The organism is Flavobacterium silvaticum, assembly GCF_012911565.1.
GTDB classification, from domain to species: Bacteria; Bacteroidota; Bacteroidia; order Flavobacteriales; family Flavobacteriaceae; genus Flavobacterium; species Flavobacterium silvaticum.
In genome coordinates this window covers 188,724-203,125 of sequence record NZ_JAAMPU010000106.1, presented here as the reverse complement: position 1 = coordinate 203,125, position 14,402 = coordinate 188,724, and the positions used below count along the sequence as shown (strand labels likewise).

10 protein-coding genes are annotated in these 14,402 nt (G+C 46.0%); 4 read left to right on the top strand and 6 right to left on the bottom strand.

The features are described from left to right. Positions 1-132: 132 nt before the first annotated feature. Both G6047_RS11400 and G6047_RS11395 read left to right on the top strand, forming a co-directional pair. Complete coding sequence (locus tag G6047_RS11400; RefSeq protein ID WP_169527744.1) at positions 133-2,283, top strand: T9SS type A sorting domain-containing protein; 2,151 nt, start codon at positions 133-135, stop codon at positions 2,281-2,283. Positions 2,284-2,308: 25 nt separating this feature from the next. Continuing rightward, complete coding sequence (locus G6047_RS11395) at positions 2,309-2,851, top strand: hypothetical protein (RefSeq protein WP_169527743.1); 543 nt, start codon at positions 2,309-2,311, stop codon at positions 2,849-2,851. An 85-nt stretch (positions 2,852-2,936) separates the two neighbouring features. On the opposite strand, the gene G6047_RS11390 is transcribed toward G6047_RS11395, so the two are convergent. The 6 genes from G6047_RS11390 to G6047_RS11365 are packed head-to-tail and all read right to left on the bottom strand — an operon-like array spanning position 2,937 to position 9,688. Beyond that, complete coding sequence (locus G6047_RS11390) at positions 2,937-3,620, bottom strand: hydrolase (RefSeq protein ID WP_169527742.1); 684 nt, start codon at positions 3,618-3,620, stop codon at positions 2,937-2,939. Positions 3,621-3,644: 24 nt separating this feature from the next. Next, positions 3,645-5,021: an alginate export family protein gene (locus G6047_RS11385; RefSeq protein WP_169527741.1), complete on the bottom strand. Its 1,377-nt coding sequence runs from the start codon at positions 5,019-5,021 to the stop codon at positions 3,645-3,647. Beyond that, a complete protein-coding gene (locus G6047_RS11380) occupies positions 5,018-6,034 on the bottom strand; it encodes an MBL fold metallo-hydrolase (RefSeq protein ID WP_169527740.1) in 1,017 nt (338 codons plus the stop codon). The genes G6047_RS11385 and G6047_RS11380 overlap by 4 nt, the downstream gene beginning before the upstream one ends. An 18-nt stretch (positions 6,035-6,052) precedes the next feature. Next, positions 6,053-7,813, bottom strand: coding sequence for an amidohydrolase (locus G6047_RS11375; RefSeq protein ID WP_169527739.1), 1,761 nt, complete (start codon positions 7,811-7,813; stop codon positions 6,053-6,055). A 14-nt stretch (positions 7,814-7,827) separates the two neighbouring features. Beyond that, the gene (locus G6047_RS11370) at positions 7,828-8,838 is read right to left on the bottom strand and encodes an alpha/beta fold hydrolase (protein WP_211165432.1); all 1,011 of its coding nucleotides are present in this window, start codon (positions 8,836-8,838) and stop codon (positions 7,828-7,830) included. Between the two features lie 25 nt (positions 8,839-8,863). Next, a complete protein-coding gene (locus G6047_RS11365; protein ID WP_169527738.1) occupies positions 8,864-9,688 on the bottom strand; it encodes an alpha/beta hydrolase in 825 nt (274 codons plus the stop codon). A gap of 234 nt (positions 9,689-9,922) precedes the next feature. On the opposite strand from G6047_RS11365, the gene G6047_RS11360 reads away from it, so the two are divergent. Both G6047_RS11360 and G6047_RS11355 read left to right on the top strand, forming a co-directional pair. Continuing rightward, entirely contained in the window at positions 9,923-12,163 is a 2,241-nt protein-coding gene (locus G6047_RS11360; RefSeq protein ID WP_169527737.1) for a histidine kinase dimerization/phosphoacceptor domain -containing protein, read from the top strand. Between the two features lie 2 nt (positions 12,164-12,165). Continuing rightward, positions 12,166-14,103 carry a sigma 54-interacting response regulator gene (locus G6047_RS11355; RefSeq protein ID WP_169527736.1) on the top strand — a complete coding sequence of 646 codons (1,938 nt, stop codon included), beginning with the start codon at positions 12,166-12,168 and terminating at the stop codon, positions 14,101-14,103. The last annotated feature ends 299 nt before the right edge of the window (positions 14,104-14,402 follow it).

The following is a 14,402-nucleotide window of genomic DNA, read 5'->3' as shown; positions in this document are numbered from 1 at the left end:
ATCCGTCGATTCCTTACGGTAATCTGGTGAATACTTACGCAGATTCATCGGCCAAAATTCCCATGCGTGTTTGGTTTATCCTTGCATCGTCACAGCTAAGAATCGCTGTGCGCAAACCTCAAAAAACCACACATGAAAAAAATTACCATTGCGTTTTCTTTACTGTTTTCACAGTTTTTCTTTGCACAGGATGGCGTTGCCGATACGACTTTCGGGACGAATGGCGTCGTTGTGCTTTCCGATGCGAACACGACCTATTACCCGGAACTCCTGCAGGATGGGAAAATCCTCTATCAAAAAAACAACATCATCAAACGGTTGATGGCAAACGGCCAGGCAGATGCTGCTTTCGGGGCTTCCGGACAAATCACGCTCAATCAACTTGGAACCGACGGGTATTACAACCTGCTCGTCCAAGGCGACAAAATCCTCGCATTCACTGGTGATGAACTCGGTTGGCCGGGCGGCTGGGAATTTTTCGGCGGACGTTACAATGCCGATGGAACATTGGATACGACTTTTGGGCAAAACGGAACTATCGAAATAAGTATGGATGAAGTCGAAGGTGGCATCTATACGACATTCCTCAATGGCGACCTGATCGTTTCCGGAAATACCGTATCGAACTACGGAAGCTACAACAACATCGTCGCCCGCAAGATCAGTATGGTCGATGGCTCCAGTATGTCATGGAGTGGGCAGGGTGGCCTGTCCAACGGATTCAACCTGAGTTCTTCAAGCCAGGGTTATTCCACGTATGACGGAGCAGGAAAATCCCTCATCCTGCCAAATGGAGATTACATCCTGCAGGTGCGTGCGGCCTACTATTCGACAACAGGTTTTGACTATGCGCGTTCGGGATATGTACGTGTGCGTCCGGGTGTGAATACGCCGCAAACCACCATCAACAGCTTTAATGCATACTATGGCGGTGTCAATGCCGATATTTACGCTGATGCGGACAGCAATGTCTATTCACTGAGCGGTTCTCCGACGAGTTCAAGCAATACATCGAACCCAACCAACATTATTTACAAGCGCAATTCCGAAGGCAACCTGTACAATGCATTTGGGAATTCCGGAGCGCTTTCTTTATCACTTCTGGCTAATGGTCTAAAGGTAGATTTCAAACAACTCGTGGTTCAGCCCGACGGAAAAATCATCGTGGCCGGTGTTACTACAACTACGCAAAGTGCATATCAGAATGAAAATGTGATCATGGCGCGCTTCCTCGTTACAGGTGAACTCGATACTACTTTCGGGACGAATGGTTACGTATCTTATTCGGTTCCGAATCCTACCACTTCCTCATGGGGTAATTCCGTGCGCGGCCTGTATCTTTCGCCAGATGCGAGCACACTCTACCTGATGGCGAGTAATGGTGAGAATTCGGTGATCCTGAAATACACGAACAATTCTTTTGTTGTGCCTACTGCGCCTGAGTTCACACAAGTGGCTGCCATCTGTTCAGGCGAGACACTCGAAGCGTTACCGACAACTTCACAGAATGGCGTTACAGGAACATGGGCTCCTGCGCTGAACAATACCGCGACTACGACCTATACGTTCACACCGGCTTCCGGACAGAATGCTTCAACAACAACAATGACCATTACTGTAAACCAGCCAAGTTCCTCCTGGACGGACGTTTTGAATTGCGGCAGCTATATGTGGAACGCAAACGGTACCACATACACGCAAAGCGGAACCTACACGAACGTTACTACAAACGCTGCAGGTTGTACGCATACGGCCACATTGGCGCTGACCATCACCGCAGCTGAAGCTGTGACCGGAGAATCTGCCCAGACAATTACGGTGACAGCTGGTAACGATGCTACTATTGCAGCTATCGTCGTAAATGCCACAGATGTCATTTGGTATGCTTCGGAAGCCGATGCCTTAGCGCACGAAAATCCAATCCCGACAGAAACCGTAATCACCGACGGAAACACCTATTATGCAGTCAACACAAATGATTGGGGATGCTTCAGCTCACCCTTTGCGGTAACGGTGACGGTAGAAGTGGAATTAAGCAATTCAGATTTCGATGCTTCTGATTTCAGTCTGTATCCGAACCCGACAAACGGATTGGTCGTCATTAAAAATACCAGAGGAATCAGCAGTGTTGCCGTATTCAATCTGTTGGGTCAGCAATTGATTTCCCAAAAAACAGATGCCACTGAAGCAATGATCGATTTGTCAGCATTGAATTCCGGAACCTATTTCGTGAAGGTTACAGCTGACAATCAAATCAGAACCGTCAAAGTCCTTAAAAAATAAATTATAAACCTTAAAACAATATTCAATGAAAATAGTAGCCCGAATTTTCGGAATCATTACCATTCTTTTCGCTTTGCTTACGTGCTCAGTCAGCATTTACAGCGCTGGCGTCCACAAAGAAAAAACGGAAAAAGAACTAATTGAAGCCCGTCAGCAAATGGATGAATTCAAAGCCCAGGCCGCGACAACTTCCGGAGAAACCAAAGCATACCTCGACGAGAAGATCGCTACGGCAGAAAAGATGATCAGCGAAGCCCCGTCCGGTTCTACATACCTTATCGTACAGATATTCCTTGCGGTTTTGTTGGTACTTACCATTGTATTCGCTTATCTCTTATTCAAGCCGAATATGAGCCTGGTTACAAAATTAGTCGTCGCGGCAGTATTGGTGGCAGTCATTGTCTACTTTGCCTCGCCCGATATCAAACGCGGCCAACATTCCGGGTTTGAAGACCGCACGTTTGCATTAATTTCCGGAATTCCGGTTGTGGTGGCAGGTCTGTTTGCACTGCTGGTTGCCAAGAAGAGTAGAGCAAATCAGGTGAATACAAACCTTCAACCCCAGTAAATAACAATACACCCATTCCAGCAAAAAGACGCCACATTGTGTTGGCGTCTTTTTTTTGAAGGCTCGGAATTTATAGCTGACGGTTTCAATGTTTCAACATATTCCGTGCATATTGTATCCCAATTCCGTAGCCGCCCGCGTATTTCTGCAACAAATCGTTCACGGCAACATAACTTTCTTTCCTTGCCCAGTCACGTTGAAGTTCCAGAACATATTGAACGGATGTCATTGGTTTGGCTCCTGCCTGTATCATACGTTGTATGGCGCGTTCGTGAGCTTCTGGTGTCACGTCTCCGCAGGCATCCGTAATTACATACACGTCATAGTTTTCTGAAAGTGCCGATAAGACAGGGCCAACAATACACACACTTGTCCACAAACCTGCAAAGACAAGTTTCTTTTTGTGCGTACTTGTGATGGCTTTGTATGCATTGACATCTTCCCAAGTGTTCATCGTCGATCGGTCTACATAACCTGAAATATCCGGATAGGCTTCAAGGATTTCAGGAAAAACCGGGCCGCTGAAAGATTTCTCCGCAACAGTCGTGTTTACGGTCGATACGTTGAATATTTTGGAACCGAATGCCAGCAATGCCGCATTATTCCGCAAATGATCTATTGGGATACTTTGGGTCGCGAAGGCCATCTGACCTTCAAAATCAATCAATACCAAAGCGTGATTCGTCGGGTTGAGTAAATCGGGTGAAGGCTTTTGGGCGTGAGATAAAGCGGCACAAAACACAAGTGCCGAAAAGAATACTTTTTTCATGATTTTTAGTTTTAAGGATGCATATCAGAACCGCAGTTGCATAGTGATTCCGGTAAATAAAATGTCTTTTCCCGGCGTTACAGATTTGAGATAATCGCCCGCCGGAAACCAGGTGAATTCTGCACGGAAATACAGGAACGCATTCGGTTCGTATGAAAAATCCGTTGCTAGTTGCTGGCCTATTTCTTTGTCTCCGGAATTGCCGGCCGGAAATATCAGGCTTGAATTCGGGGCATATAAACCGTCCTGGTCGCTATAGCGCCAAAAGGCATCATAATCCACGCTCCAGGATAATCCTTTGGCCAATTGCATGTTTATGGACGGATGCACATCGATGAGGTTCGACGGGCCAACAATGGCGGCAAGCCCAAAATAAGCACCTCTGGGGAACAACGGATTGAACGTTTCGATTTTCCCGTCGCCCGATTGTTTATCGCCGCTTATGATTTCGGTCTTAAAGCCGATTTCCGGTTTCAGCGGAAGGGATGTAAAACGATAGGCCGTATTGATTGAAGCGGTCCAGGCACTGATGTCGGTCATCGCGAAACGCCCGAATTGATACACGCCTTCAAGGTCGTATTTCCAGTTCCCGATCTGGTTTGCGATGCGAAGGCCTATGGAATGCCGTGTCTCGTTTCCGTGCAAATCTGTTTCATAACTGACAGATTCGCGGTAAAGTCCCAGATAATACACTTCTGCCGAACCTATTATTGGAATACGATTGTACTTCAGATAACTGCCCCAGAATTGACGGCTTTGGTTTGATTCATCATCAAAAATTCCATCCGAAGCCCGGACGTAATGCGTATAGAAAAAGTCGCTTTGAAAGTCGGATAGCTTTAAGATTGCCTTCGCGCCGTCAAACGATTGGCGGTTATTCGGCCCTTCCCGAACCGATACCAGACGCTGGCTGCCATACGATAATTCCTGTCTTCCCAAACGAACCAACAACTTGGTTTTGGGTTTGTCCAGCAAAGAAAAATCGGCAAAAGCCTGATGCACTTCAAGTGGATTCTGGTCTACAGGGCTCGGGTCGATACGTCCGTCTGCAAGGCTGCTTTGGGTTTGCACGAACGCACGTATGCCTTTGGTGAAATGGATATCGGCGTGCAACAGAAATCTGGAAAGGATATAACCGTCATGATCTTCGGGTGCATCACCCCAGTTTTCATGCTCGTTGTAGAAATACTGGTAACGAATGTCGCCACCAAAAGAAACGTAGGTTTGCGCTTTCGATGCATAACCCAAATGCTTCAACCGGCTATACCAGCGCGACGCAAAGGTGGTATCGCGAACGGCCGAATAATCTTCGTCATAACGCAACGACCGGAATTCAGGTTCTTGCTGAGCCGCTAGTTGCAGGCATAGCAGCAAACAAATGGAAGAAATAAATGCTTTCATGATTTCGGTTTATTGGTTCCCTTAATGTCGTTGTAGGCATTCGGGATGTTGAAATTGAAATGCAGCCAGTCGAAAATTTCATAGCCCTTATCGAAGTCTTTCATTTTTAAGGTCGCTTTGGTCTGTTCCAGCGTCAACCCTTTTTTCACGGCAGCTTCGACATTTTTGCGAAGTGCTTCCACATAATCGAGCGTGTACTTGATTCCCGATTTATTGGTGATGCGACCATGTCCCGGAATTATGATATCAGTATCACCAACCATGTCATATATTTTTCTTAGGTTTCGTGTCGGCTCCAAAAAGTAACCGTCGAACAACCACGGAATGGCGGGACTTTCCGCGATAAAAGGATTTCCGGCCCAAAGGATTTTTCGTGAAGGCGTCGAGGCGAACACAAAAAGATCTGCCGGTGATTGAGCCGTGCCGACGTTGACGAAACCGACAATAAGACCTTTTCCAAGATCAATTTTTATCGACTGATTCAACGGAATAGCTATATCTGCAGGCCGATACACACTTTCCTCAATGCCTCTGCCTGCGCCGAACAGCATAATCATGAACTGTTTGATGTTGTCGTAATTTTTGACCAGGTTCTGTTTGGCGAATTCGTTCTGGATCACGATGGTTTCTTTGGGCAACAGGTAATTCCCGAAACAATGGTCGCCGTGATCCGAGGTGTTGACAGCGTAAACGATAGGCTTATCAGTAACGGTACGAACGAGCGCAATCAGTTGGTCATAGAGCCTTTTGTTCAGCATGGTCTCAATGAGCAACACACCTTTTTCCCCGACTATGAATCCGGCAGAAGTCGCCTGCGGAATTCCTTTCGTAGTCTCTTTTTCAACCGTGGAAGGCGAAACGGAATAGACGTTTTCATCGAGTTTATGAAGCTGTAACGTTACCGTATTTGCATCCCAGATGGGCACTTTCGGAGGTAACGGAAATTGTGCGTGTATGTGGTTCGGAATGCATCCTAAAACGAATAGGATGGTAAGTAATCTGATGGTTTTCATGATGATGATCTTTAAAGGTTATTTTTGGAAGCCGCCGTAGAATTTGACAGGCGACCAGTCAGGGATTACTGCAGGAACCGTTGGCTGCAGCTTGCTGTATTCATCCGATGCATAAACCACTTTCCCGTTCATGATGGTCAATACAGATTCGATGTCCCTTACGTCATCTGTCGAAACGGTGAAATAATCGCGGTTGAGTACGGCGAAATCGGCATACATTCCCTTGATGATTTTGCCTTTGTCATTTTCCTCGCCCGAAACCCACGCGCTGCCGGAAGTGTAAAGCTGCAAAGCCCCGAATTTGTCAAGTGCTTCGTTGGCCGGCCAAAACTGCATGCCTCCAAGTGTTTTTCCGGTCAACAGCCAGTGCATGGCCATCCACGGATTGAACGTTGAAATACGCGTGGCATCCGTGCCCATTCCGACAGGAATTCCCTTGCGGATCATTTCGTTGATAGGCGGAATCTGCGTCTTGGACAAACCGTACATTTTTGCATACAGTTCACCTTGGTAATACATACGGAATTGTACAGCTATCCCGCCGCCGAGCTTTTTGACACGGTCCATTTGGGCAGGAGTGATGGTTTCCGCATGATCGAACAACCATCGCAATCCGTTAAAAGGCGTTTCGCGGTTTACCTTTTCAAATACCGTCAGCATCCGTTCTATCGATTCCCCGTAAGTGGCATGCAGACGGAACGGCCAACGGTTTTTGACGAGTAATCTAATGATCGGTTCCAGATCTTCTTCCATTTCATCAGAAAGCACGATCCTGGGTTCAAGGAAATTCTCGAAATCTGCTGCCGATGCCACGAGATTTTCACCGGCTCCTTCTTCGGAATATCCGTTGGCGACAAAGAGATTGTCGTTTTTGTTCAGTTGTGTTTCGGCCACCCATTTTTCATAATCCTGCAATTCCTTTCCTTTTTGCTGGGCAAACAGGTAATAGGAAATCCGCAACGTGAGTTGGTTGGTTTTGGCCAGTTCCAAAGAGGTCGAATAATCTGCAGGGAAATTTTGTCCTCCGCCTGCTGCATCAACCGCGCTCGTAAGCCCGAATCGGTTCAGTTCACGATTGAACTGGATGGAGCTGTTGAGCCGTTCTTGGGCATTGAGTTTTGTGGTCAGGGCCAACGTGGTATAAATGGCTTTTGGCGTTTCCTTAGCCAGCATGATGCCCGTAAGGTTTCCGTTTTTGTCCGTTTCCAACAGGCTGCCTTCGTATTTGGTGTCTTTGGTATAACCGAGCACTTCGATTCCTTTTTTGTTTAGGAATGCTTTTCCGTACAGATACGTGATGAAAACCGGTTTATCCGGAACGGCGGCGTTGATTTCCTCGATAGTAGGCTGTCGTTTTTCCTCAAACTGGAATTCGTTCCATCCGCCTACGACTTTGATCCAGACTCCTTTCGGCGTGCGTGCGGCTTGTTCCCGCAATAGTTCCATGGCGCGTTTGAGGGTTTTGACACCATCCCAGCGCAACTCGGCATTGTAGTTGAGTCCTTCGCGGATAATGTGGATATGGCTGTCGTTGAGGCCGGGAATGACGCTTCTGCCTTTGACATCTATCTTCTGGGTCTTTTCTCCCGAGAACTTTTTTAATATCGCATCACTGTTGCCTGTTTCCAGGATGATACCCTCCTTCACGGCGACAGCCTGCACAAACTCATTGGGTTTGCGCATGGTGGCTATCTTACCGTTAAAGACAATCAGGTCTGCCGTTTGGCCTGCCATGTTGAGGCAACCCAGCAACAAAGCGATTAAGACTGATCTTTTCATGATTGCTGATGGATTTATTTAGAAAGGAAGAAGGATAACAGATCTTTCTCTACCTGGGCTGTATTTTCCTGTACGATCCAGTGACCGGCGCCCGCGATTTTGGATTCGGTGACGTTTTCTGCGACAAGTTGGGAATGGTCTTTAAGGAAAGCCGCGGCAAAATATTCCCCGCCCATGGCCAGCAACGGCATTTTGAGTTTGGTCTTCATGAATTCCTGGTTGTCTTTTCCGTCCTGTGCAAAGGCGGCGAACCATTTGAAGCTTCCTGTCGTGGCACCGTTTGTTGAATAGGCACGGATGAATTCATTGGCTTCTTCTGCCGTAAACGGATTTTTTACATGTCCCACCATCGGCCAGAAATTGGTCAGGAATTCTTTTTCTTTTCCTTTTACGATATCGCCAGATGCAGGCCAGTTGAAAAACCCGAACCACCACGCAGAAGCGGATACCTGCGACCAAACCGGTTCAATGCCCGGCAAAAGCGCGTCCATCAGAGCCAGTTTTTTTACTTCGTCCGGATATTGTGCCGCATAAGCATAAGCCACCATCAACCCAATGTCATGTCCGGCCAGGTTGATTTGCTTGTAACCCAGTTTGGCTACCAGTTCGTGAATATCCTTGGCCATGTTCTTTTTGTCATAACCGCTTTCAGGCTTGTCCGATTCCCCGACACCGCGTAAATCCGGAACGATTACCGTGAAGTGTTTGGAAAGCTCAGGAAGCAATCTATTCCACATATACCAGTTCTGGCCAAAACCGTGGACAAGTACCAAAGGGTCGCCTTTTCCACCTGAAACGTAATGTATGCGGGTTCCGTTTACTTCCGCAAAATCACTGGTGAATCCGGCGGGAGGCAAAGCGGGTTTTACGGTTTGTGAAGTGTCGCTTACGACTTTCTGGTCGGTTGGAAGCGTTTCCTGTTTTTTTGAACAGCTGTAAAGAGTTGTCAAAAGTGAAATCATAACTAACGCCGAGCTGACAAAAGCTGTAAGGCGGCTTTTTTGAAATAAGGAGATTGTTTTCATAAGATTGATTTGATTAGTGAATGTTTTAAAATGAATTTGATACGTTATCTGTTCTTGTTTTGTGGTCGGTATTTATCCGAAGCCATTCCGATATGTACTGCGTGATTTCTTCCCAACCCGGTTGCCCGATGACAAAGTGGTTGCGTCCCGGAAATTCCCTGAAATCTGTTATGGATTCGCGATTTTGGTACGCCTCGTAATTGGATTTGTTCAGGGATGAAGGAATCGCATGGTCTATTTCGCCGGCAATCAGCAGTAATGGCGCGTGTGGTGCTTTGAAATCCACAACAGCATCTGGCCCGATCGTATCGCGAACCGCAAGTTTCGATTCCGGGATGGCGTACGTGAAATAGGAACTTTCCTGCCATTCCTCAGGCATGCCGTTGGTGAAGGCATAGCGCCATTGGTCCAAAGACATCATAAATGTGCGTTTGACCGATGTGAAAAAGCCCAATGCGCCCCAGCCGGCTTTGTAGAATGAAAATTTGTACGTGAAAATTCCTTTGGGCGGAACCGAATGTAGCCCTACCGCGAGCTGTGCTTTTCCTTTCGATGCCAGGATCTGTGCAATCAGGCCGCCAAGCGAATGCCCTATTACGATTGGTTTTTGCGGCAGCCGGTCACAAATGGCTTCATAATGAGCGATGAGGTCTTTTAAGCGGATGGCGGCTACTTCACTATCCGGATGACGTTGGCGCAGGATTTCGGGACTGGCATCTTTTCCCGGCCAAGGCGGTGCGAGCGTTGTGTAATCGCGCTCTTCAAAATAATTTCTCCAGTTATCCCAGCAGGTGTGGCTTATGAAAGCTCCTGTGATAAAGAGGATGGTACGGTTTGAATCTGTATTCATGGCATAATGGTTTTAATTTGGCCACAATTAGACAATCACTATGCCTTTATATCTAAGTTGTTGTTTGTCAGTAATTTAAATCATTATTTATCTTAAATGCCACGACTATATTTAGTTGCGGGATGCCAATCCAACGATATTTCGTCGCTTTTTTGGGAAACACTCTTTTTTGTCTCTTTCTTTTGAGAAACAGATTTTTATATCAAAATTTGAACTGACTATCTTTCGAAGCCAATGGCAAAACAGTTATTCTTTTACGCCCTTTTGTTCTTCCAGGCTTTGCTGATGCCGGTAGCCGCTTCGGCCCAAAAAGTTACTTTCAAAGATGAAGCGGAAATGACACAGGCGGCACAATCGGTTTCAAAACTCCAAGGCACGCAACTGGCCGATAGGTATTTTGAAATTTGCTTTTGGTACATCTTCAATAAAAACGATCAGACCGATAAGATAAAGACGTATGCCGTCGAAGGAAAACAGCTAAGCGACAAACTCAACTACGGTCTCGGGAAGGGCAAATATGCATTGGCCATGGCTCATCTGTACCAAATACAGCACGATTACCCGAATGGAAAAAAGGCGTCAAGTCTGGCTATCGCCATATTCGACAAGCAAAAAAGTTTCGATCTTTTAGGTGAAGCATGGGTGATGCTTTGGTCGAACCATTGCCTGTCCGGGCTTCCGTATGAAAAACGAAATCCGTATTTGTTCCGGGCGGCGATCTATTTCAAAAAAGCAGGCAATTTAAAACGGGAAGGAGATTGCTATAAAGAAGCCGGAGACGTATGTCAATTGCTGGGGCAAGGAGCAGAAGCGTTACAATATCTCAAGAAAGCCGCTGCTTTATATCAGAAAGCCCATTACGATCAACTTCATACGACTTATGATTTATTGGGCAGTGTGTACAATTCGTTGGGCGATTATAAAGAAGCGATCCGCTATGGGCTTTTAGCCGTGCGGACGGCAGAAAAATTAAAAGACGACTCCATGTTGATGTGCCCGATTTACAACAGATTGGGTTCGTCGTATGTACAAATCGAGCAATTCGATCCGGCACTCAACTATTACAACAAGGCACTCGGTTATGCGGAACGTTACCAGGATATAGTTGCCATCACAACCATGGTTTTCAATATTGCAGAAGTACAGATCTCCCAGCATAAAACAGATGAAGCACTTACGTTTACCTTACAGATGCTTCGAAAACATCCGGATATGAAAAAAGTGGATGAAGGCATTTTGGATTGTCTGTTGGTGCATCTGTACCTGATGAAACAAAATTTTCCGCTGGCAAAGAAGCACGCTGCAGGTGTAGAGAAAATGCTGTCTGTCCAAAAACTCAATTATATTTCGTACACGAATTCGTTGAATATGTTAATCCCGCTCTATCTGGGTTCGTCCGATTTAAAAAGGGCGGAATTCTGGATAGCCCGATATGACAGCGTCTCAAAACTGACAGATTCTGAAATCAACAGGGACAAACTCTTATACTGGAAATTCAAGATGGATTCCATCAAAGGAGATTACAAAGGCGCCATCAGACGCTTTCAGGAATTCAAGATATGGACAGATAAGGTACTCATAGAATCCAAAAGCAGGCAGATCAATCAATTGAACGTTTTGTACGAAACCGAGAAAAAAGACAAAGACATCCTGCTGTTGACCAAACGGACGCAAATCCAGAATGACAATCTCGCGAAAGAAAAACTGATCCGGAATATCATTTTGGGTAGTTTGATATCGGTCATCATTATACTCTTTTTGCTTTACAAAGGCTATCGATTGAAACAACGTTCCAACATGCTGCTGCAAAAACAGCAAGCCGAAATCAACGACAAAAACAAATCGCTCGAACATTTGCTTCAGGAGAAAGAATGGCTGCTGCGCGAAATACATCACCGCGTCAAAAACAACCTGCATATGGTTACCGGATTGCTCGAAAGCCAGACGGAATTCATAAAAGGGAAAGAAGCCAGACGGGCTATTGCCGATAGCCAGCATCGGGTCCAGGCCATGTCTTTGATACATCAAAAGTTGTATCAGACCGAAAATCTTTCCATGACCGATATGCCGTCTTACATAACCGAACTTGTCGATTATTTACAACAGGCTTCCGAATCCGGAGACGGTGTCCGTTTTATGCTTGACATCGATAAGGTCGACTTTCCGCTTTCGCACACCGTTCCCATTGGCCTTATCCTCAATGAAGCTATTACCAATGCCATGAAATATGCTTTCCCGAACCGGCGTGAAAAAATCGTCGGTATTTCACTAAAAGAACAGGAAGACAATTCGTTTGTCCTCGAAGTGAGCGACAATGGAGTCGGTTTGCCCGATGGATTCGACCTTCACAACCCGAATTCCCTCGGAACCCGTCTAATTTATGGCCTGAGCCTGGATATTCATGCAGATATTGAAATGTTCAGCGACAAAGGAACACATATAGTCATACGATTTTCACTACCAACAAACGACTGAAAATGCAAAAAGGAACCCGGATATTGATTGTGGAAGACCAGTTCGTCGAGGCGAACCACCTGCAGCTCATGCTCAAAAGGGCTGGTTATCATGTCATTGGCATTGCAAGGACAGTTCCCGATGCCAAAAAGATGATCGAAAAGGAACGGCCGGGATTGGTACTGCTCGATATTTTCCTCTCTGGAAAAGAAACCGGAATCGATTTGGCGCGACATCTCAAAGACGAAAATATTGCTTTTATCTATCTGTCTGCCAATTCCAATGAACAAGTATTGAATCAGGCCAAGGCGACACATCCGTATGGATTTCTGGTCAAACCTTTCCGCGAACGGGACTTGCTTGTCGCCATGGAAATAGCCCAATATCACCAGCAGAATGGTATGGAGGCCATGCTGCGAAAAGAGGAAACCTTCCAGAAAAAGGCAAAGGAACTTCTTGAAAAAGCCACCGATTTTGACCAGAGTATCTTCGCCATCACACAATCGCTGCAGCCGCTGTTCCCTTTCGATGTTTTGATTGCGGTTTACAGGACGGGCAAAAAAGAAACAGATAAGACGATTGGCTATATGCGCACCGGTTTTTCGGAATACCAAAAAATAGGCATGGCTGAATTCCAGAATATTACTTCGCTCAAAGAACATGAAGTGAAGTCGCTGCAATACGATGTCAGGATTGACCGTCGCGCTTCGTTGTATGTTAATGAAGATTTTGCCGCCTTGTGTCGCGATGTGCCCATGAAGCAAGTCATGGCGGCAGGTTTTGGTGCCCGAAGCAATATCACGTTCCCTATTCCGGTTCCATCTGAGCCGGACAGCGTTTTTTTCTTTTCTTTTTTCAGCCGACGTCCCGATGGATTTGATGAAGCCCATCTGGAAATGTGTGATCGGATAGGTCATTTCCTTTCAAAGACTATTTCCCGAATTCTTGGGCATGACATCAGGCAACCTGAAATTGTAGCACCAAAACAAGAGAAAGTAAAGGATGGAGCAGGTGATTTCCCCGGAATTATTGGCAAAAGCCCGGCACTGTTGTCTGTGTTCGACAACATTTTACAAGTCGCTACCGCCGATACCACAGTCCTGATTTTGGGAGAAAGCGGAACCGGAAAGGAACGCATCGCTTCGAGCATCCACATGATTTCTCGACGAAAAGACGGGCCGTTTATTAAAGTCAATTGTTCGGCTTTACCTACGAATCTTATAGAAACGGAATTGTTCGGTCATGAAAAAGGCGCATTTACAGGTGCCGTCGACAAACGCATCGGAAAATTTGAACTGGCACATAAGGGGACGTTATTCCTGGACGAAATAGGTGAAATGCCAATGGAAATACAGGCGAAACTGCTTCGTGCGCTTCAGGAAAAAGAAATCGAAAGGATTGGCGGTTCGAACACCATAAAAGTCGACGTTCGTATTGTAGCGGCTACAAACCGAAAATTGGAAAAGGAAGTTGCCGAAGGTCGTTTTCGGCTTGACCTGTATTATCGCCTCAATGTGTTCCCGATAGAAATTCCGCCGTTGCGCGAAAGACGTGAAGATATTCCACGGCTTGCCAAACATTTCCTCAAACATTTTGCCTCAAAGAATCATAAGCCTGTGGCCCATTTATCTGAAAAGGCACTCAAAGGTTTATTGCAATACAGTTGGCCGGGAAATATCCGTGAACTTGAAAATCTGATGGAACGCAGCGTATTGCTATCGCGGACTGATACTATCGAAGAAATTCCGTTACCCGTAAACTTTCAGGATCCCGAAATGAACAGCAGCTGGTATCTTAGGACGATAGAAGAAAACGAACGCGAGCATATTGAAGCCGTACTCAAACGTGTCAACGGACGCATCCGTGGTGTTGGGGGCGCAGCGGATATTTTGGGTGTTCCACCAACTACGCTGGCATCGAAAATCCAGAAGTTGGGGATTAAGCGGGTGATTGATGAGTAGTTGATTTTTCTCGAATTATCCCCACGTATCTAAGGTTTAGGCATGAACTTCATTGATTATTTATAGCCTGATACGGAAGGTTGGTATTACTAAATAGGAGACTTAGATTCAGGTGTTGACCCTTGAAGAGAAATCGACCAGGAAAACACGCCGATTTGCAAGTCTCCAATGGTTTTATACGGCCTAAAAATATGGGATTAACTACGTTGATCCCTTTTGGGATACTTTGACCAAGAAAAAGCGCCGCTTTGTTAGCGGCTTCTTTTTTAGTTTCATACGTCTTACGAAAGACGAAAAAG